At 32.1% G+C, this 22649-nt stretch carries 15 protein-coding genes, 2 pseudogenes and 1 riboswitch; of the genes and pseudogenes, 9 read left to right on the forward strand and 8 right to left on the reverse strand.

What is annotated here, in order from left to right; all coding sequences use genetic code 11:
- Positions 1-12: 12 nt before the first annotated feature.
- The 3 genes from M2651_RS06750 to cdaA are packed head-to-tail and all read right to left on the reverse strand — an operon-like array spanning position 13 to position 3700.
- On the reverse strand, positions 13-1614 hold the full coding sequence (locus M2651_RS06750) for an NAD(P)/FAD-dependent oxidoreductase (protein ID WP_252131587.1): 1602 nt from the start codon (positions 1612-1614) through the stop codon (positions 13-15).
- Positions 1615-1619: 5 nt separating this feature from the next.
- Entirely contained in the window at positions 1620-2879 is a 1260-nt protein-coding gene (locus M2651_RS06755; RefSeq protein WP_252131588.1) for a CdaR family protein, read from the reverse strand.
- The gene (gene cdaA / locus M2651_RS06760; protein WP_252131589.1) at positions 2855-3700 is read right to left on the reverse strand and encodes a diadenylate cyclase CdaA; all 846 of its coding nucleotides are present in this window, start codon (positions 3698-3700) and stop codon (positions 2855-2857) included. Before cdaA ends, M2651_RS06755 begins: the two co-directional genes overlap by 25 nt.
- A gap of 251 nt (positions 3701-3951) precedes the next feature.
- On the opposite strand from cdaA, the gene M2651_RS06765 reads away from it, so the two are divergent.
- The 4 genes and pseudogenes from M2651_RS06765 to M2651_RS14430 form a co-directional block, all read left to right on the forward strand.
- A complete protein-coding gene (locus M2651_RS06765) occupies positions 3952-4992 on the forward strand; it encodes a hypothetical protein (RefSeq protein ID WP_252131590.1) in 1041 nt (346 codons plus the stop codon).
- Between the two features lie 85 nt (positions 4993-5077).
- Positions 5078-5205, forward strand: a riboswitch (cyclic di-AMP (ydaO/yuaA leader).
- Positions 5205-5726 carry a cell wall hydrolase gene (locus M2651_RS06770; protein ID WP_252131591.1) on the forward strand — a complete coding sequence of 174 codons (522 nt, stop codon included), beginning with the start codon at positions 5205-5207 and terminating at the stop codon, positions 5724-5726. Its footprint overlaps the riboswitch before it by 1 nt.
- Positions 5727-5934: 208 nt before the next feature.
- Positions 5935-6135 (forward strand): annotated as a pseudogene (locus M2651_RS06775) (transposase); the annotation flags it as partial.
- Positions 6136-6168: 33 nt separating this feature from the next.
- A pseudogene (locus M2651_RS14430) lies at positions 6169-6288 on the forward strand (IS3 family transposase); the annotation flags it as partial.
- Positions 6289-6342: 54 nt separating this feature from the next.
- Here the strand turns inward: M2651_RS14430 and M2651_RS06780 are convergent.
- Entirely contained in the window at positions 6343-9006 is a 2664-nt protein-coding gene (locus tag M2651_RS06780; RefSeq protein ID WP_252131592.1) for an alpha-L-rhamnosidase, read from the reverse strand.
- Positions 9007-9204: 198 nt separating this feature from the next.
- Between M2651_RS06780 and M2651_RS06785 the strand changes: the two genes are divergently transcribed.
- Positions 9205-10257: an AraC family transcriptional regulator gene (locus M2651_RS06785; protein WP_252131593.1), complete on the forward strand. Its 1053-nt coding sequence runs from the start codon at positions 9205-9207 to the stop codon at positions 10255-10257.
- A gap of 51 nt (positions 10258-10308) precedes the next feature.
- Here the strand turns inward: M2651_RS06785 and M2651_RS06790 are convergent, their stop codons facing one another.
- On the reverse strand, positions 10309-11127 hold the full coding sequence (locus M2651_RS06790) for a sugar phosphate isomerase/epimerase family protein (protein WP_252131594.1): 819 nt from the start codon (positions 11125-11127) through the stop codon (positions 10309-10311).
- A 203-nt stretch (positions 11128-11330) separates the two neighbouring features.
- On the opposite strand from M2651_RS06790, the gene M2651_RS06795 reads away from it, so the two are divergent.
- The 4 genes from M2651_RS06795 (at position 11331) to M2651_RS06810 (ending at position 17723) form a co-directional block, all read left to right on the forward strand.
- Complete coding sequence (locus M2651_RS06795; protein WP_252131595.1) at positions 11331-12185, forward strand: YitT family protein; 855 nt, start codon at positions 11331-11333, stop codon at positions 12183-12185.
- Between the two features lie 355 nt (positions 12186-12540).
- The gene (locus tag M2651_RS06800; RefSeq protein WP_252131596.1) at positions 12541-14148 is read left to right on the forward strand and encodes a xylulokinase; all 1608 of its coding nucleotides are present in this window, start codon (positions 12541-12543) and stop codon (positions 14146-14148) included.
- Between the two features lie 302 nt (positions 14149-14450).
- Positions 14451-15968: a response regulator transcription factor gene (locus M2651_RS06805; protein ID WP_252131597.1), complete on the forward strand. Its 1518-nt coding sequence runs from the start codon at positions 14451-14453 to the stop codon at positions 15966-15968.
- Between the two features lie 12 nt (positions 15969-15980).
- On the forward strand, positions 15981-17723 hold the full coding sequence (locus M2651_RS06810) for a sensor histidine kinase (protein WP_252131598.1): 1743 nt from the start codon (positions 15981-15983) through the stop codon (positions 17721-17723).
- Between the two features lie 52 nt (positions 17724-17775).
- On the opposite strand, the gene M2651_RS06815 is transcribed toward M2651_RS06810, so the two are convergent.
- From M2651_RS06815 to M2651_RS06825, 3 genes are all read right to left on the reverse strand, one after another.
- A complete protein-coding gene (locus M2651_RS06815; protein WP_252131599.1) occupies positions 17776-19968 on the reverse strand; it encodes an alpha-galactosidase in 2193 nt (730 codons plus the stop codon).
- A 113-nt stretch (positions 19969-20081) separates the two neighbouring features.
- On the reverse strand, positions 20082-21677 hold the full coding sequence (locus M2651_RS06820; protein ID WP_252131600.1) for an extracellular solute-binding protein: 1596 nt from the start codon (positions 21675-21677) through the stop codon (positions 20082-20084).
- Between the two features lie 75 nt (positions 21678-21752).
- Positions 21753-22646: a carbohydrate ABC transporter permease gene (locus M2651_RS06825; protein WP_252131601.1), complete on the reverse strand. Its 894-nt coding sequence runs from the start codon at positions 22644-22646 to the stop codon at positions 21753-21755.
- Between the last annotated feature and the right edge of the window lie 3 nt (positions 22647-22649).

Consider the following 22649-nt stretch of genomic DNA (forward strand, 5'->3'; position numbering starts at 1 on the left):
TCCTGTAAAAATCTAATCTATCGGTGCCCACTCCTTCATAATGCTTTCTGCTATCTTAAGTCCGTCAACAGCTGCGGACATTATGCCTCCTGCATAGCCGGCTCCTTCTCCTGCAGGATAAAGGCCTTTTAAGCAGACACTCTGCAGATTTTCATTTCTTTCAATTCTTAAAGGTGCAGAAGTTCTTGTTTCTATACCTGTAAGCACAGCATCATCTTGAGCAAACCCTTTTATCTTATTTTCAAAGTTTAGCAAACCTTCCTTTAATGCCTCTATAACATAAGAAGGCAGGCAGCCTTTTAATTCTCTAAATTCATAACCAGGTTTATAAGTAGGAATAATATTTCCCAGCTTACTGCTTACCCTATCCTTTAAAAAATCTCCTACAAGCTGTATAGGTGCTGTATAATTTCCACCACCCAAGGAATATGCCAGACTTTCATAGTGTCTTTGAAATTCCATGCCGCTTAGCGGATTACTACTTCCAAAATCATCTGGTCCTACAGTAACGACTAATGCTGAATTTGCATTATCCTTATCCCTTTTATAATAACTCATTCCATTTGTTACCAATCTTCTTTCCTCAGAAGCTGCAGCTACAACCTCTCCCCCAGGACACATGCAAAAACTGTAAATAGCTCTTTTGGTCTTTTCACCAATATAGCTTAACCTATAATCTGCTGCCTTAAGTCTTTTATGACCTGCAAACCTGCCATACTGATTTTCATCTATCAAGCTTTGCAGATGCTCAATTCTTACACCTATAGCAAAAGGTTTTGCAGTTAAAGTTATACCTCTTTTATAAAGCATTTCGTAAGTGTCCCTTGAGCTGTGTCCTATTGCTAAAACTAGATTTTCACAAGGAAACTCTTCACCATTAACTACAATACTTTTTAAACTTTTATCTTTAATAATCAAATCCTCTAACCTGCTGTTAAATCTTACTTCTCCGCCTAAACTTATTATTTCTTCTCTAATGTTTTTAACAACATTTTTCAGAATATCCGTTCCAACATGAGGCTTTCCAATATATAATATCTCCTCTGGAGCACCGGCTTTTACAAAAGCTTCCAAAACATAGTCGCATCTTGAATCTTTTATTCTTGTTGTAAGCTTTCCGTCAGAAAAGGTACCTGCTCCCCCTTCACCAAATTGAACATTTGATTCTATATTCAGTTTTCCTGTAGTCCAAAAAGAATTAATGCTTTCAGTTCTTTCCTCTACTCTCTGCCCTCTCTCAAAAATTACAGGCTTATATCCTTTTCTCGCCATCAAAAGACCGGCAAACATTCCTGCCGGTCCCATTCCAACTATTATTGGTCTTTGCTTCATTTTTCTAGTACCAAAAGGAAACTCGTCTGTATATTTAACAGTCTCTAGTTTAATATCTTTATCATCCAGCCGCTTTACAAGGTTTTCTTCATTATCGGTACTCACCTCTAAGGTATAGTTAAACTTAATTCTATCTTTTTTTCTTGCATCTATGGATTCTCTTAAAATTTTGAAATCTTTAATATGAGATTTTGATAACTTAAGCTTTTTAGCAGCCTTATCTTTTAAAATATTTATGTCATCGTCTATATCAAGTATTATATTGTTAATTCTTATTGACATATAGTTTATTGTCCTCCATTCGTTGGTGCATTGGTTGAAGCTGCTGCATCAGAATTGCCTGCAGCTGATGCTTCCTTTTTCTTTAAAGTAACTTTTACACTCTGCGGATTAGTTGAAATCTTTGTTACGCCTTGTGGTATAATAGTATTTATCTTTAATGAATATTCGCCTTCTGATGTTATTCCACTAAGGTCTGCAAAAGCGCTAAAATCCTCCTCTTTAATTGTATTAATTGTACTTTCCGCACCTGATACTGTTATTGAAACTTTTTGAATATCTAGTGCTGCTGTAAACACTTCATTTAAATTCTTAATACCAATATTTAAAGAATAGGTCTTACTAATAACTTTTTCTAAATTTGCCTTAACCTTAACTGTTCCATCACTGTTTATTAAGCTTATCCCTTCTGGTACAATTAATTTAACAACAATATTTTTATTTGGAGAAAGAGTACTTAAATCTACAGGCTCTGTATCCAATGCTGTTATATTATTTATTGCATTTCCTCCGGCTATATCCACTTTTTCTGGCTGCGGCACTAAGGATTTTAAATAAAATTCATTACTTATGTTTCCTTTTGTCTTAACATTTATTCCAACTGTTTTAGTCCTTTTAACTGGAATTGTTACTTGAACAGTATTTGTATCTATACTTACATTCTTGACCTCTTTGCCGTCTGCATCAACAGCTTTAAGAGGTAAATTAAAATTTATATCTTCTTCATAATTATTTATATCTTTTCCAGCTTCTACAGCTGTAACTGCATTAACAAATTTTGCTGCACCGCTTACAATTACTTCTGTTGGATTTATTGTTTGTGGAAAGGCATAAAAACCTTCTTTAGCCTTTCCGCTTATAGATACCTTCACAGGAACACTTTTTTGCACTAAATCATCAAACATTACTTTAACATAATAACCTGAATCTAACACTGTAACATTAACCGGCTGCCTTTCAACTGTAACAGGAATCCTGATTTCACCCTTAGATAAAGCATACATACTCATATCCGCTACTACTTTAAATTGTTCCTTGCCAAGCTCTATATCTGCAGGTGTTCCTTTAACATTTAAAGCTACAGTAAACTGTTGTTCTGGCAGAATAACAAGTTTCTTATCAGTTACAGAATCAATATTTGTAAGCTCTACTGCAACAGTAACCCTTCTTGTAACTTCATTATTTCCTATAGTAACTATATAAAGCCATAGAGAAAAAGCTGCTATTACACAGCATATTTTAATTAGCCACGTATCTTTTTGCTCCATAGCACCACCCTCTCCCTAAAGGTTATCTTTCTTTTTTGCTTAGCTTTCAATATTCTAATTAGTATATCTTTTAATCTTTCCTTAGTATAATTTCTAGTCAGTTTTCCGTTTACCGCAAGGGATACGACTCCTGTTTCTTCAGACACTATTATAGTTAATGCATCGGAATTTTCGGATATCCCTATACCTGCTCTATGCCTTGTACCTAATAATTTACTTATATCATCACTGTTTGTCAAAGGTAAAAAACAACCTGATGCAATAATTCTATCGTTTCTAATTATAGTTGCTCCATCGTGAAGAGGTGTATTAACTACAAAAATGTTTTCAAGAAGTGCAGATGAAACCAATGCATCTAATTTAGTACCAGTACTTATAACTTCTCCAAGTCCAGTTCTGTTTTCGATAACTATTAAAGCTCCTGTTTTGCTTTTAGATAAACTTTCTACAGCTTCCGTTACTTCATTTATAACTTTCTCCATTATCTCATCATTTTCAAGTAAGTGCCTGTCGTTAAAAGCGCTTCTTCCCAAGTGTTCCAGAGCTCTTCGTATCTCAGGCTGAAATATAATTATAATAGAAAGAATACCTATAGTTATTGTTTTATTTAAAATCCATTCCAGCATTGTTAATTTGAGAATTGAGCTTACAGGAATAAGTAAAAGTATTAAAAGAATACCCTTTAAAAGCTGCTCAGCTCTTGTTTCTCTAATAAGCATATAACCCTTATAAAAAATATATGATACCACTATAATGTCTAATATAGAGAATGGACTTATAGCTTTAATGCTATTTACTAACAATCCGAAAAATTCTGCCACATTTTTCCCTCCTAAACTGCTAACCAAAAAATTTATCAGAACTTATAGTTTATTATCTATATTCAATTATACAACAATATACACCCTTATAGTATAAAATTATTGCTAAATATATGAAACTTTAATCAAGATTTTAATAATATTTATTAATAGAAAATTTAAAAAACAGCAAGAAGGAATTTTAACACAAAACATAGAATATTAATATATAGTACAACCATCAGTAAATAAGGAATACGGAGGAGTAAAAATTGGAAGGGGAAAACGTTAAAAATAATAAAGCTAAAGATAAAGCTAAAAATAAAATAGTAATTTTTATGTTACAAATATTAGGTTTTGTAATTTTATTAGGAGCAGTTTTTTTTGGAACATACTATTTATTCATAGGCGACTCAATGAATTCCTATGAAAAAAATGTAAAAGAAATTATAAGCAAAATAAATGATGTTAACTCAAGTACAGCCTCCTATAGTAAGGGTCAGGCTATTGATTCAGAAAAACTAACAGCAATCAGAAAAGAAATCCCAGAGAAAATTCAAAATTTAACAGTTTTAAAGGATAAACTTCAAACTATAACTGCTTCAGATAAATATAAAGCAGACCATGAAAATCTTACAAATGGATTAGAAAAAAATATAACTATTTATAGACAGATAGATGCAATTTATAGAGATCCCGAAGGAAAAGATATAGACAAAGCTGCTGATAACCTGAAAACTTATATGGAAAGTTGTATAAATTATTATTCTAAAATCATCAATAAAAACTTAATAATAACTCTGCCTGAAGGCTGCGTAACTTTTATTGAAAATACGTTAAATTATGCCTATGAACTAGGTAGAATTCAAAGAGATAAAGAAATAACCCAAAATCAGAATGCAGAGTTTATTGAAAGCCTGGATAATATTGCATCAAAGTTTTCTCCTCTTAAGATAGATTTTTCAATTCAGCTTTCAAAAACTAGAAATGAAGGTGGAAACTTAGACAATATTATAGCTCTTGCTAATAAAAATGATGATGAGTTAAATTACATAAGACAGGAGTTTTCAAATTTAGCTGTTCCTGCAAAAGCGGTTAACTGCTATAAATTATTTAATACTGCTATGGATAGTTATGAAAGCTATCTTCAAAGCTTTATTTATGCAGTTAAAAATGAAAAACTTGCAGGAAGTAATTTAACAAGTGAAAAGCTTGCTGAAATTTACTCAGATTCAACTTCAAAATATAATGCTGCGGAAAAAAATTATAATAGTTTTTTAAAGACTTTCACAGAATTTAAAAATGCTAATTAAAATTAATATTACTACACTCTGGCATACTTTAAATAGTATGCCAATTTTTTTCTGAAATTTTGTATTTTTTTCAAAAACTGTGGAATAATAAATTCAGCCTAAGTTTTTATAAACGCGGGGAAACCATTTTGTTTGGGGTGAATCGTTTTTTAACGTAGGTTATGCCTTTACCGAACCCGTCAGCTAACCCCGTAGGTAAAAGGAGGAAAAAAATGAAAAAATACTTTTCAATACTTTTACTGACGACCATTATCCTAAGCATTCCTTGGTCTACAGTAAAAGCAGCAAATGATACGGATTGCGATTTATATAACGAACAAATAAGCGCAGTCCAAGTTTTTAACGTATCTGATAAAACTATATATATAACTGATGATGACGTATATCTTATGGCACAGATTGTATATGCTGAAAGCCGTTCAGAACCTTACGATGGTAAAGTTGCTGTAGCTTCAGTAATACTTAACAGGCTTAAAAGTCCCGATTTTCCAAAAACTATAGAAGGAATAATAAAGCAGAAAAATGCTTTTTCCTGCTTAAAAAATGGTGAAATACACGTAGTGCCAGATAAAGCAAGCTACGCAGCAGTTTTAGATGCACTAAAAGGTAAAGACCCTACTAATAAGGCAGTTTTCTTTTACAATCCAAAAATATCAACTTCAACTTGGATGAAAAAGGTAAATAAAACAAATATAAAATCTATAGGCAATCATGTTTTTTTTGCAGTTAAATAAAGCTTAATAATTTTACTCAATACAAAGGCTGTATCCAAATAACCTAATAATTTCTTGGATACAGCCTTTGTAGGTTCTTAATTACTCTAGAACTTAGGGACGGTTATCAAACTTTATAATTTTTATTTGAAAAAGTGGTGTTAGTATATTAGTGTGCACACAAAAATTAGAACACCTTAAAATATAAAAAAGAAAGAAAAAGTCTATAATGGCAAAAAGACAGAGATATTATACAAAAGAATTTAGAAAGACAATTGTAGAGCTCTATAACTCTGGTAAGAGTTTGGCAGAACTTAGTAGCGAATATGGCATATCAAAGTCAACAATCAATAGATGGCTTAAGAGAGTTAAACCAATAACTGTGAATAAATATACAACTATAACATCAGCAGAGTATCAGGCAATGTTAAATAAGATGGCAAGGCTTGAGGAGGAAAAGGAAGAAGTAAACCTAGTTACATATTGTGACTTTAATACTGCAAGGATAGCTATATTCGAATATATAGAATCCTGGTATAACAGAAAAAAGCTTCATAGCAGTATCGGTTATATGACTCCCTAACAGTTTGAAGATTCTTTAAGAAAACTGCATAAAAAATTCGAGTTTTTGTGTCTACTATATTGACATAAATCTAATATTATATACTCCTGAACCAAATTTTCTAACCTTTTGATTCTGCACCTTAAAAACAACAGTTACTCCAACTGGAATATTTACATTTACTTCCCTGCTATGCTCATGTTTTATCCACTTAACTTCTATATTTCCATAAGGACTTTCATAGAATAAACTGCAATACTTAAATGGTGCATCAAAATCAGGCTCAAAAATAAATTCGGCATTTTTCTCTGATGATTTATTTAATCCGCAAATTTTTCTGACTATATAATCCTGCACGCTTCCTAAGGAATAGTGGTTGAAAGATGTTATGTTTCTTGTTCCATCCACCTTAACAGCATCCCAGCATTCCCATATAGTTGTTGCTCCTTGCTTTACCATGTAAAGCCAAGATGGACATTCTTCTTGCAGCAGAAGTTTATATGCTAAATCTTTCTTACCATAGTTTGTTAAAACATCTAAAAGTATTGGTGTTGCTAAAAATCCCGTATCTAATCTGTTTCCATTTTCCTTAATTTTTTCAGCTAATCTGTCTGCAAATTTTTTATTAACTTTATCATCACCCATTTTAAAATAAGCCGCTAGTGTGTATAAGCCCTGAAGGTCGTTTAAAATCTTTCCTTCGCTATCTACAAAAGCCTTATTAAATGCAGCTTTAACTTTTATAGATAAATTTAAGTAATGTGATGCTTCCTCCTTTTCTCCAAGTATATGTGCAATATTTGAAAGAAGTTCTGAAGAATAAGCAAAGTACATAGTTGCAACCTGATTAGCAGTTAATTTTGCTGAAAGCATTGGATTCGGACTGCCATCTTCGTTTACTAAGCTTGGGGTAAACCAATCTCCGTAATGAAAATCCATATCCCATATATATTTTTCATATTCTTCTGATTCATCAGTTATATTAGAAGCACATCTTGCTTCAACATAATCTATCCATTTTTTCATCATTTCATAATTTTCTTTAAGAAAATTTATGTCTTCATACTGAACATAAAGATGCCATGGAATAATTATGCAGGCATCAGCCCACCCTGCAGAACTGATATTACCAAAACCACTAGATAACATTTTATCTGACTCTATCCAAGGAATAAGACCTGGTATTTGTCCATTTTCATACTGCTCAAGCCTCATGTTATAAAGCCAGCGTTTCATAAAGTTGTCAAGCTTCATATTAAAAATTGCAGTTTTAGTATAGATTTGTGCATCTCCTGTCCAGCCGCCTTTTTCCCTTTGCGGACAATCTGTTGGTACCGAAACAAAATTGCTTTCCTGTGAATGATATATATTTTCAATTAGTTGATTTATTTTTTCATTTGATGTTTCAAGCCATCCAGTTCTTCTGCAATCGCTGGATAATACATAAGCTGTGAAATTATCTTTATTTATTTCTCCTGGATATCCTATAACCTTAACATACCTAAAGCCATGATAAGTAAACTTAGGAATAAATGTTTCTTCTTCTCCTCCCTTTAATACAAATGTATCTGTCTGGTATTTGTTCTGCCCCATAAGATTAAAAAAGAAGTTTCCTTCCTTATCAAGTTCCTCAGCATGCTGAAGCTGCAAAACATCGCCTTCACTGCCTTTTACTTTCACTTCAACAATTCCGGCTATATTTCTGCCAAAATCAATTACAGTTTCACCTTTTGGGGTTTTAATTATACTTACAGCTTTAATCTTTTCAATACATCTTACCGGCTCAGCTGAATCTGCCTTAAGCTGTTTATATCCATAATCTTTCTCTATAACTTCATAATAGTCCTTTGTTTTTAATGCATGATTTTGTTTTTCACCTATAAACAAATCTGAATAAACTATCTCTCCATTTGAAGCTTTAAATGAATTATCTGTTCCTATAATTTTTCTTTCTCCATCTGCATACTGTATTTCAATCTGGGCAAGCAATGCAACATTATCGCCGAATTGGTGTCCAATGCCAGCTAAACCTATTTTCCCTTTGTACCAACCGTCTGCCACAGTTATCTTTAATTTATTTTCAAAGCATTTAATTTGATTTGTTATATCATAAGTCTGATAACACTGAAACTTAGGGTATGTTGTAAATCCAGGAGCCAGATACTCGTCCCCTACTTTTTTTCCATTAAGCTCAGCCTCATAAACACCATGGGCTGTGATATATATTCTTGCCTTTTCAACTTTTTTATTTTTTATAAAAAACTCTTTTTCAAACACTACAGGAGGATCTAAAGGAATTTTTTCAATCTCTTTTGGATTTCCTCCACTATATGAAAATATTTGTGGCAGAATAAACTGCTCTTTTTTAGATTGAATGGGCATTTTGGCTTCAATCCATTTTGCCTGCCAATCTTCAACATTTATTAAGCCCATTTCAAAACTTACAGGCTCACTCACAGCTTGTTCATCATAGTTATTCCAAACCGTTACATTCCAATAATATTCTTTTCTGCTCTCAAGCTTTTCTCCATCATAATAAATATTTATCTGCTGACTTTTTTCAACCTTTCCTGTATCCCATAGCATTTCCTTCTTATCATTAAACAACACTATTTGATAAGCTTTTTGAAATACATTATTTTTATCTGAATCCAGCTGCCATCCGAAAGAAATTTTATTATCTCCAATAATGACTTTTTTGTTACTGTTATTAGTAAAACATTTAATTATCGAAAACATTAACATCACCTCTTATTATACGTTTACAGACAATTCATCCTTTTAAATCATTTTACTATATGCCTAAATAATAATTAACAACGAAATCTAATATAATGTACAACCATAGTTAATATTCTTGTAAATCACATCTGTTTATGCTAAAGTACTGTTATAAAATAGGCAGCTATTTTAAATTCGATAACTAAAGGTGAACTAATGAATCGAATTGAGCTTAATAAATTTTTAAGAAAACATACTTTGCTTGAAGATACTTGTTTAGAGCTATCATCCAATAAAAACATTATGCCTAAGGTATTACCTGAAATGGATTTCTTTCTTGATGAAGATAGTACAAAAAAATTTCCCTTTATCAATAAAGGATGGGATGTTGATTTTATAATAAATCCTGAAAAATCTTTTAAAAATAAAACGGCGATACATCCAAAAGAAGGCATTATCTTTGCCTGTCACCCTCGCTTTAGCAGTGTAACAGAGCACCACCATAATTATATAGAAATGACTTATGTTTATTCTGGTAAATGTCATCAGATAATCAACGGAAAACATATAACACTTAATAAAGGAGAAGTATGCATACTTGATACAAACGTGCTTCATTCCATAATACCTGCTGACGAGAATGATATTATCATAAACTGTATGATGAGTAAAAATTATCTCGATAACATATTGCTAAGCCGTTTATCTGGAAATGACCTGCTCTCAAGTTTCTTTATCCGAGCTATTTACCAAAGCAATGATTTCAATGATTATATAATATTTAATTCAGGAAAATCTGAAAAGCTTACAAACCTAATGGAAGATGTACTCTGCGAATTCTTTGATAAATCTCTATGTTCAGATGAAGTAATTAACAGCTATATGATAATAATTTTTTCAGAACTTGTTCGTATATTTGCTGAGAATACTAATTCGCAAAACTATAATAATCTTAGAAATACTAAAATTTCCGATATCATTCTTTATATTGAAAATAACTGCAAAAATGCCACACTTGCTTCAACTGCAGAGCATTTTCACTTTCATCCTAACTATTTAAGCTCTATTATAAAAAAATTTATCGGCAGAAAATTTACCCATATATTACAGGAAGCCAAACTAAAAAAAGCTGGCATTTTATTAAAAAATTCTGATATGTCCGTAGCTGAAATAGCTAGAGAAATAGGCTATGAAAATACAAATTTTTTTTATGACATATTTAAAAGGCATTATGGATGTACACCTACGGAATATAGAAAGAATTTATAAAACCGCCAAAATAAATTCCACATCATTAAATTGATGTGGAATTTTCAACAACTACCAACCAAGCTTAGTCAAATAATCTCGGCTAAGTTTAATATCTTCCATAGCTGTGTTATCATAGTGAGCATCCTGTTCAACAACTACCCATTTTGCACCAGACTCAACTGCTGCCTCTAAAATCTCTTTAAAGTTCTGTACGCCATATCCTACTGGACGAAATTCAAAATTATTAGCTGCTTTCTTTTCTCCTTCGTCAATTCCGATTAATTCATACATATTGTCAGATTTTTCACCTTTAAAGTCTTTCAAATGTACTACTGGTGAGCGGTTAGCATACTTTCTTATATACTTTGAAGGATCTACTCCCGATACCTTTACCCAGCAGGTATCAATCTCTGTCTGAAGCTTGTCTGCACTTACTGTATCATACAAATAATCCAGTGCATATCTTCCATCTTCCATTTTTGTAAATTCAAAATCATGATTATGATAAAGAAGCATCATGTTCTTGCTTCTACAGTATTCACCTATCTTTTCAATGTTTTTTACCACTTCAGAAAACTTTTCTGTTCCTGGACGATATTCTTCTGTTAAGTAAGGAACAACAATATACTCACATCCTATGGTAACATATTTCTCAATAGTATTTTCCATATCCGCTACCAATTCCTGATAAGGTACATGAGCTGAAATGGCTTTAAGTCCTGCATTTTTAATATAATCCCTAATTTCTTCAGGTGAATATCCGTATAATCCAGCAAGCTCCACCCCATCATAGCCCATTGCCTTAACCTGCTCCATGGTTCCTTTAAAATCTCTTTCAGCTTCATCACGAATAGAAAAAATTTGTACTGCCACTGGCAACTTTTTCATTAATATAACCCCTTTCAAATCCATAATAAAAATTAATTCATTATTCCATATCTTTCCTATATTTTATCACTTTGTTAGAAAAATTAATAGTAGTAGTTTATTAAAAAATTTATTATACTTATATTACCGTTTTATATGTTGCAATACATAAACTGCACACATACAATTAATACATATTTTATATAAAGTGAGAGTGAATAAATATGCGTTCTAAAAGAAAATCATCTTTTGTTACCCCTTTAATAGAATATAGCTTATTAATCATAGGCAGTTTAATAACCGCTGTATCTTTCAATGTATTTCTTGTTCCAAATAACATTGCCTCAGGCGGTGTTACCGGGACATCTCTTGTAATAGAAAAAATATTCGGTATTCAGCCAGCGTTTACTCAGTGGGCTTTAAATATTCCTTTATTCATTGTTGGAATAATACTATTTGGGAATAAGTTTGGACTAAAAACTGCAGTTGGTTCAGTACTTCTGCCTTTATTTATTTTAATGACAAAAAATATAGGTCCTATTGCTGATGATCTTATGCTTAACGCTGTTTTCGGAGGACTTGCTGTTGGAATAGGACTAGGCTTAACCTTAAAGAGTAAAGGTTCTACAGGTGGTTTCTCAATACTTGCTTACATAATCCACGATTATACAGGAATTACTATAGGAAACTGTATGATGATATTTGACTCAATTGTTATAACAGCTGCTGGATTTGCCTTTGGTGCTGAAAAAGCCCTGTATGCTCTCATATCTCTCTTTATTACAAGCAAAGCAATAGACTTTGTTCAGATGGGCTTTGGTTTTTCCAAGGTGGCTTTTGTTATATCGGAAAATAACGAAGCCATACAAACAGCCATATTAAATGATTTAGATAGAGGCGTTACAAAACTGTCAAGTTACGGAGGCTATACCGGCAAAGAAAAGGGAATGTTAATGGTGGTAGTAGGCCAAAATGAAGTAACAAAGTTAAAAAATATGATTAAAAGTTACGACCCTAATGCATTTATAATTATGTGCGATACTTATGAAGTTCTGGGTAAGGGGTTTAAATTTATTTAATAAGCTGATTTAGTTTTTAATAAGTTCTTCTTAAACCTAAGATATAAGATAATAATTAAAACAACTAAAAATATTAAGTTTAGCTCAAAATCATATTGATTAAATATTATTTTGATAGTACAATAAAATCATAAGTTGTACGTACAAGTATTTGTTTTAACAACAATCACGCTGATAAATAATTAAACATAGTAATAAAAGAATTATCAGTTCAAAATTTTTACAATAAGTTGTACGTACATGATATGAAGCTGTAATCATATTTTTGTCAAGAAAACGTCTACACATATTTAATAAATATTGTCACAAACATAATTTAAATATTAATATGTATATGTTTTATGGAGGTTTAAAAATGAGTCTTTCAATGAATGATATCAAAAATTCCATTTTAAGCGGAAAAACAATGCTTGGTATTGAACTTGGTTCAACAAGAATTAAAGCAGTTCTAATCGGTGAAGATAATACACCTATCGCTTCTGGAAGCCATGACTGGGAAAACAGTTATATTAATAACATCTGGACCTACAGCTTAGAGGATGTTTGGACAGGCTTACAGGATAGTTATAAGAAAATGGCAAGCGACGTAAAACAAAAATATGGAGTAACCCTTCAAACCATTGGTGCAATCGGTTTTAGTGCCATGATGCATGGTTATTTGGTTTTCAATAAAAAGGGTGAACTTTTAGTACCATTCCGTACTTGGCGTAACACTATTACTGAAAAAGCTTCAGAAGAATTATCTAAACTTTTTAACTACCATATTCCTCAAAGATGGAGCATAGCTCATCTTTATCAGGCTATTTTAAATGGTGAAGAGCATGTAGCCGATATTAGTTTCCAGACAACTTTGGCAGGATATGTACATTGGAAACTAACAGGTCAAAAAGTTATAGGTATTGGTGAAGCATCAGGAATGTTTCCTATTGATATAGAAACAAAAGACTATAATAAAAATATGATTAAGCAGTTCAATGACTTAATTGCTCATAAAAACTTCTCATGGAAACTTGAAGATATTATGCCAAAAGTTTTGTTAGCTGGTGAAAATGCTGGAGTTCTTACAGAAGAAGGAGCAAAACTTCTAGATGTTACAGGCCAATTAAAACCTGGTATTCCACTTTGTCCTCCAGAGGGTGATGCAGGGACAGGTATGGTTGCAACCAATAGTATTGCAAAGCGTACTGGAAATGTTTCAGCCGGAACATCTGTTTTTGCAATGATTGTTCTTGAAAAAGAATTATCCAAAGCATATGAAGAAATAGATTTAGTTACAACACCTACTGGCAACCTGGTAGCTATGGTTCACTGTAATAACTGCACATCAGATATTAATGCGTGGGTTTCCATATTTAGAGAATTTGCTGAAGCAATGGGTATGGAAGTTGACATGAATAAATTATTTTCTATTTTATATAATAAGGCACTTGAAGGAGATTCAGACTGCGGCGGATTACTATCCTATAATTATTTTTCAGGTGAACATATAACTCATTTTGAAGAAGGACGTCCATTATTTGTGCGTACACCTGAAAGTAAATTTAACTTAGCTAATTTTATGCGTGTCCACCTATTTACAGCCTTAGGTGCATTAAAAACCGGATTGGATATTCTTTTTAAAGAGGAAGGCGTTAATGTTGATGAAATACTAGGTCACGGAGGCTTATTTAAAACTAAAGGTGTTGGACAGAAGATTATGGCTGCAGCTATAAATTCCAACGTTTCTGTTATGGAAACTGCTGGAGAAGGCGGAGCATGGGGAATGGCACTCTTAGCTTCTTATATGCTTAACAAAGCCGAAAATGAAACATTAGAAGATTACCTTACAAACAAAATATTTGCAGATGAAGTTTGTGCAAAAGTAGAGCCAGATGCTAAGGATGTAGCAGGCTTTAATGAATTCATGAAGCGTTATACCAAAGGTCTTTCTATTGAAAGAGCTGCTGTATACAACCTTAAATAGTTAATTTAAATAAGGGACGGTTATCATTTAATTCTTCTTTTAAAAAAGATAATAAATAAGGGACGGTTATCATTTAATTCTTCTTTTAAAAAAGATAATATTTGATAATCGTCCTACTTAGTTATTACTATAAACTAAACATTTTACAATAAAACAATTAAAAATGAATATAAGACACTGCATTTAAACCAGTTAATATTTGAAATTAACTCCCATGTTCTCCATCTGTATCAAGTTATTATATTTTGTGTTATAATACAATAAGGTTACCTATTCATAGTACTATAAGGGGGTATTTATACATGTTCAGTGTACTATTAGTAGATGACGAAATCTTAGAATTAGAAACCTTAAGGGATTATGTGGATTGGAATTCCCTTGGAGTGCAGGTGGTTGCAACAGCAAGAAATGGAAAAGAAGCCCTTGAGAAAGCTTGTAAATATAAACCTGATATTATAATTACTGATATTAAAATGCCTATAATGGATGGAATTGAATTCACTAAAGGGCTTAGGAAACAAAATATTAATTCTAAAATTATTTTTCTTACAGGCTATGATGATTTTACCTACGCTAAAAATGCACTTAAAGTTAATGCAATCGATTATATTTTAAAGCCTGTAGATATGAACGAACTGAAAGATGTTATACTAAAAGCTAAAAAAGACTTGGAAAAAGACAAGTTGTCAGCACATTCCTTGAAGGTATTTATACAAAACTGCTTTTATAAATTACTGCATGAAGATGAGCCTTCAAAAATAGTTTCCATTATTAGTGATATAAAAACAGATAGCTCCCATGACTTTGCCAGTTTTTCATACTATGTAATTAATATTAACTCAAAGCAAAAAGTCCTTAATTTAATAGAAAATTTTATTTATTCTTTTGATGAGCATGCCCAGTTAATTGAAGAAAACTGTACTTGTACTATTATAATTAGAACAGATAAACACCATACTTCAAGCCTAGAAGAATTTATAAGCTTCCTTAAATATAAGCTTGATATAAACCAATGCTTTAATGCTTCAATTATATATTCAGATTTTAAGTCAACTTTAACCGAATTAGCAAATACCTTTAATAGCCTGATATATGCTAGAGAAAATGTTTTTTATTTGGGCAAAAACTCAATTATTAAAGCTTCGAAAAACTTTAATAAAAAAACAACAGAATATTCAACACCTTCAATTGATAAAGAATTAAGTAGTGCTATTTTCAGCTATGACAAAGGAATAGTTTATAAAGTAATAAATGAATATATAAAACTATTAACAGATAAGAAATATCCTAAAGCTTCAGTAATTCAAAGTGTTTATAATTTGCTCGTATTCATTTGGGATAATTTTTTAATCCAAAATCCCGAAATCTCTAAGACTCATGCATCAAAAAATGAGCTATGGGAAAAACTCTCTATTTGCGAAGATATTAATGATGTTAAACTTATAATTTTTGATTACACAGAAAAAATAGTTGATTATCTATTAATAAAAAAGAAGGATAAAAATCAGTATGTTGTAGATAAAATCTTTAATTTTATCGATAAAAACTATCATAAACCTATAACAATTGATGATATAGCTAAGGAGGTTTACTTGTCCTCAAATTATATCAGATCTATTTTCAAGGAAAAAACAGGCGAAACCATCTTGGAATATCTAACAAACTACAGACTAAAAAAAGCTAGTGAGCTATTAAAAAACAAGTCCTTGAAAGTTCATGATATAAGCAACATGGTAGGCTATGAAAATGTGTCCTATTTTTGTACTATATTTGCAAAGAAATTTGGAGCTTCTCCAAATGATTACAGAAAGAAATACTAGAGGTATAAGAAAATGCTTAAATTAATATATAATTATTTAATTAACTCAAGCATACGAAGAAAGTTTTTCCTTGGATATTTAATTGTTGCTATTATTCCAGTGTTTGTTATAAGCTTTTACTTTTATAATACTACTAAGAATAATCTTATTGAACAAAACTACCAAAGTATGCAGAATAATCTGCTTCAGACCAGCAGTAATATCGAAAAGAAACTGGAAGGATATTCAAAAAGCAGTTCCTTAATTTATTTAAACAACGATTTAAAAAATTATCTGGTACAAGATTATACTAAAGCAAACATAGAAGATGCTTATTATTTTATAAATAAGTTTTTTTCTAATATGCTGATTTTAAACCCTGATACTTCCTTAATCACAGTTTATACACCAAATATAACTCTTCCCGCCGACCAATATTATATTAAACATTTAGATAATAGTGTAATAAATGAAAAATGGTATAACAACGTTAAAAACTCTTCTGGAAATGTTGTTTACGGCAGTACATTCAAGGATTCTTCAGGAAATTATGTGTTTACCCTTGCCAGATACTTAAACAGCGGAAGCATCAATTTCCCTTACGGTCTGGCTGTTTTAACTATTCAGGAAGCTGAATTATACTCATTAATCGAAAAGACTTCCTTAAATAGCTTCAGCTTTATTGTAGATCAGGAAGGAAATATTGTTTCAAGCAAAGACAAATCGCTAATAACAAAAAATATATTTGATATTTTAAATATTGATAAAAGTGAGCTTATAAATAAAAACAGACTTGATGTTCAATATAACAATCAAAAAATGCTCCTGGTTTACAACACTTTAAACAATGGATGGCAAACCCTCACTATGACACCTTATAACAGCTTTCTAAGCAATGCACGTAAATCTGCCTCCTATATATTAGTATTTTCTTTAGCTATGATATTATTAGCCATTGTGATGGTTTTTACACTATCAAAAATACTTACAAAAAGAATAAATATCCTTGCTAAGCAGGCTATAAAAATTCAGAACGGTGATTTCGACTTTGAGCTTAAGAATATGGGCTCTGATGAGGTTGGAAAGCTTTCTGATGCCTTTAACAACATGAACAAAAAAATAAAATTTCTGATAGAAGAAGTTTATCAAAAAGAAATCCTAAAAAAACAGGCTGAACTTAATGTATTACAAGAGCAGATTAATCCCCACTTTCTTTATAATGTATTAGCTTCTATTTCATCTTTAGCATTAAGGAGTAATAATCAGAATGTTGTAGAAATGACTTCCCTTCTTTCCAAGTTTTATAGAATGTCTTTAAATAACGGCAACTACATGCTCTCAATAAAAAATGAAATTGAGCTTACAAAATATTATATAGAGATACAAAAGAGAAGATTTAAAGACCTGTTAAATATAACCTTCTCTTTAGATGATAATTTGCTTAAATACAAAACTTTAAAGCTTATCCTTCAGCCTTTTATTGAAAATAGCATTAACCATGGTATTTGGAGTTATGACTGCCGAATAAATATAATTATCAAACTTTACAAAGCTGAAGATAAAATTATATTTGAAGTAATAGATGATGGCATAGGAATTTCAAAGAAAAAGCTATGTCAAATACTAAATGAAATAAACAATATGACTACAGGCTACGGCATAAAGAATGTTAATAATAGAATCAAACTCTACTTTGGCGACAATTTTGGAGTACAGGTATTCAGCAGGCTGGGGATTGGTACTCAAGTTAAAATTACAATACCTATACAAAGGTAAAACTGCAGACAATTTGTCATATACAAACTGCCTGCAGTTTTTTTCTATATGTCTACTGCTTACTCTTTAATCTCCATATTATGCTGCTATAATCCCCCATTGTTTCAGGTAAAGTAAGACCTAAATACATTAATTCGTCTCCCCCATATACTTCTTTAGAACCCTGAATAACATATTCCTTTTTTTCATCCAATCCCTTTAGGGTTAATTTCTTTATTGGGCCATTTGGAACAGCTAAAACGTTAAAGTATGCTACAAAAGCTTCCGTTTTGTCCTCTGAGACATACATCCAGGCTGTTTCGTTTCCTTCAAAAGGACTTAAAAGCCTATACATGTCTCCAAACTGAATCAATTCTCTAATCTCCTTGTACTCTGCAATCTGAACCTTTATCTCTTCTTTCTCACATTCCGAAAGCTTTGTAAGGTCAAGCTCATAGCCAAAATTACCTGACTTGGCTACGTCACCTCTCATTTTTAATGGAGTCACTCGTCCAACCTGATGATTAGGAACAGCTGAAACGTGTGCTCCCATAGTGCTTACTGGGTATACTATACTTGTGCCATACTGTATTTTTAATCTTTCAACTGCATCTGTATCGTCGCTGGTCCAGGTTTGAGGCATATAATAAAGCATTCCTGCATCGAAACGCCCTCCACCGCCTGAACAGCTCTCAAACAATATATGCGGAAAATCTGAAGTAATCTTATCAATTACTTTATAAAGTCCAAGCATATATCTATGAGCAGTTTCTCTCTGCCTTTCAACAGGAAGGCATTCTGAACCAATTTCAGTCATGTTTCTGTTCATATCCCATTTTACATAGTTTATCGGAACAGTCTTTAAAATATTTGAAATAGAATTTATAATATACTCACATACGTCTTCTCTGGATAAGTCAAGAATCAATTGATTTCTTGCCTCTGTTCTTGGCCTATTTGGCACATGAAGACACCAATCAGGATGCTGTCTGTAAAGTTCACTGTCTGGCGACACCATTTCAGGCTCAAACCATAGCCCAAACTGTAAGCCAAGCTTATTTATTCTCTCTGCCAAATCTTTTAAGCCATTCGGAAGCTTTCTTCTATCCTCTACCCAATCTCCAAGAGAGCAGTTATCATTATTTCTTTTTCCAAACCAGCCGTCATCTAATACAAAAAGCTCTATTCCAAGGTCTTTTCCTACCTTTGCAATAGCTTCTATCTTTTCAGCATTAAAATCAAAATAAGTTGCTTCCCAGTTGTTTACTAAAATAGGTCTTGTTTTATCTCTAAACTGTCCTCTGCAAAGCCTTGTACGAAATAGCCTGTGATAGGTTCTTGACATTTCTCCTATTCCTTTTGAAGAATATACAAGTACTGCCTCAGGAGTTTGGAACTCTTCTCCTTTTTCTAAAAGCCAAGAAAAATCAAAAGGATTTATGCCTATAGAAACTCTGGTAGTTTCATATTGATCAACCTCTGCCTGAGCTAAAAAGCTCCCACTGTAAACAAGACTGAAACCATAAACATCTCCATTATCTTCAGTGGCATCCTTGCTCAATAATGCTATAAAAGGATTGTGCTGGTGGCTGCTTGATCCTCTTCTGCTTTCAACAGACTGAGTTCCATTTAAAAGAGGTCTTCTTTCTATATGTCTTTCCTTGGCCCAAGCTCCATAAAGATGCATGAAATCATATTTACTGCTGTTGAAATCTACACTCATGCTTAGTGCTCTAAGAATCTTAAGCTTACTCTCTCCCCTATTTATAAATCTAACACTTCTAGTAATAACATCAAAATTTTTGTAAGCTGTATAAGAAAGTATAACCTTAAGACCTATTAATCTGTCAACCATAATTATTTCCAATGTTTCAGCCTCATCGTCTTTTTCTACATAAGTAGCTGGAAGTCCCCTGAGCATAGGCTTTCCTTTAAAAATTCTATGGGAATCATATCTCAAGTCTGTTACAGTTGAGCCATTTTCAAGCTGCACAGCATAAGCTGGAGTGCGAAAATCCGAATTACCGTAGGCTGGATATTCCTGCGGAAGAGTATCTAAGGTAAGCACTTTATTAACATTGCTTGTGTTTGGTGAAAATGACCCTCTGCCTCTTAGTGATAATATATTTTTCTCATTAACTTTGTTTATTTTCTTACCCCAATAGGAATGTGCCAAATACCCATCATCATAAACCTGCATTATATAGCTTGTATTTGCTGCCTGCAAATGAAAAACTCTTGTTGATTGATTATAAATTATGCCCATTTTTAAACTCCGTTAAGTTTATTAACGGGTTTCACCTGCCTTTCTTGATATTTTATTAAATTAAAATTTTGCCTCAAAGGGAGAAACGTCCGCTTTGAGGCTATTATTTAATGTTACTTCCAGAGTGACATTCTCTGTTTATAATTGTCATTAATTATTTGTTCTACTTTAGATAATCCTGCTGCATCTATATCAGCAATCATTTTATTATACAAACTTACACATTCTGCTTCAGATGCTGCATTAACAATTTTAGGGAAAGCCTGATTAAATATATCCTGTACTTTTTGGTTTATTAACGCTTCAGGAGTTCCACCTTTTGGTGTTAAACCATCAAACTCAGCTGTATCCCAATAAGTATCTGGAAGGTTCTTATTAGCAATTATTTGAGCTTGATCCTTATCATACTTAGTAGCCATATCATATGGAGTTCCATCTGAACCTAAACCATTTTTAATAAACCATGTCCAGTGTCTTACACCAGTCTTCTTAGCTGTATCATTAAAGTTATCTTTAAATTGCTTTAATATTTCATCAGTTGGTTTATGTTTTCCATCTACCATGTTCCAGGTTTTTCCCTCAACTCCCCACATCATCAGGTATTGACCTTCTTCACTTGCAAGAAAGTTAATAAATTTCATTGCTACCTCTGGATTTTTACAATTTTTTGTTATACCAATTGCATCCCAGCCTAATGAGCTTCTTCCACCGTAAGTAGTCTTTGAAGGATCTACACCATTTGCTACTACCTTATATGCATAAAGCTGAGCATCATTACCTAAACTGCCCTTTAATGCAGTGTTTGAATTTGTAACATCCCAATAAGCTCCAGTTGTAGCAAAAGTATAACCATTAGAAAGCTTTTGCTGCCATAATTCCTTCTTATTAACTACCCATTCTTTATCAATAAGACCCTCTCTATATAATGCGTTCATATATTTTAACATATCAAGATATTTAGGATCTCTTACATCATATTTAAGTTCTCCATTTATTTGATAGTAAGTTTTTAGTCCAAACATTCCCTTAAATGTTCCAACAATACCGCCTTGGTTATCACTTTGGAAAGTTAGAGGTATTATTTCTTTTCCATTAACTGTTGGATACTTAGCTTTAATATCTTTTAATACCTTAATAAATTCATCCTGAGTAAAGTATTGTCCATTTGATGCTTTATCTAAAGCTACCTGCTTTAACATATCCTGTCTCATTATAAATCCAAAAACAGCATCTGGGTCTTTGCCATACCAGTTAGAAAGATAATAGTTTTTTCCATCCTGATATCTTATCTTATTCAAAGTATCTCCATACATCTTTTTTACATCTGCACCATATTTGTCAATTAAGTCATTAAGAGGTATAAGAGCACCTGTGGTAATATATTTGTTTACGATATCATTTGACCTATCCATAAGAACTATATCTGGATAATCGCCACTAGCAAGCATAAGATTAAGCTTTTCAAGCGGATCTCCAGTAGGCTGCTGAATTTCAACCTTAACACCTGTTCTCTTTGTAATTTCCTGAGCTACCTCGTCAGTAAAAGCATCACCAGTATTTTTATCAAAGAATTTTAAAGTTACTACATTGTCATTTCCTTCACTTGCCGTTTCATTTTTAGATTTTCCAATACTACAACCAGTTAATACAGATGAAGCCACTGTAAGTGTCAAGACTAGAGTAATAAATTTTGTTCTTGATTTTAACATTGTTTTCCCCCTATTGATTTTTTATTTTTTATAAGTTTTGAAGCAGAAAGCTTCAAAACTTTATAAACATTTGCATTAATCCTTTATAGCGCCTACCATTATACCTTTAACAAAGTATTTTTGAACAAAAGGATATACTAGAATTATTGGAATTGTAGATACCATTGTTGCTGTCATTCTTATACTGTCAGACGTTACAGCAACTCTTTTTGCTGAGTCTGCCATCTGTTGTGCAGCTGAAGCCATATTGCCGGTCTGATATTGGTTCAGTATCTTTACAAGCACTGCCTGCATAGTTTTAAGTCCCGGACTGGAAGTAAATACATAAGAATCAAACCAGGAGTTCCACTGCATTATTGCTATAAACAATGCTATTGTTGCAAGCACAGGCTTTGCTAGGGGCAATACCATTCTAAAGAAAACAACCAAGTCGTTAGCGCCATCAATTTTTGCAGATTCAAACAGTTCTGCAGGCATGCTGTCTATGTAAGCCTTAACAAGTATCATATTAAAAACACTTATCAAATTTGGAAAAATATATACCCAAAAGTTATCAATAAGGTGTATTGACTTAAGTACCATGTAGTAAGGTATTAACCCGCCGCCAAAATACATGGTAAATATAAATAACAGCGAAAAGAACTTTCTACCTAGCAACTCCTTTTTTGACAATACAAAAGCTAACATTGACGTTGCAAGAACCGCTACAGGAGTACCTATAACTGTTCTTAGTAAAGTTATCTTTAAAGAACCAACAAATTCAGAATCAGTTAAAATTGTTTGATAGCTTGCAAAGCTGAGCTTTCTTGGGAGGAAGTAAAGACCTCCTTTAATAGTATCTATTGGATCATTAATTGAAATTATGAAAATATTCCAAAATGGATAAAGTGTAATTAATACAACTAAAATTAGTATTAGGTATACTACTATATCCAATACATGTTCCGATATACTTGATGTCTTTTTCAATTG

Source organism: Clostridium caldaquaticum (assembly GCF_023806125.1).
Lineage (GTDB): Bacteria > Bacillota > Clostridia > Clostridiales > Clostridiaceae > Clostridium_AT > Clostridium_AT caldaquaticum.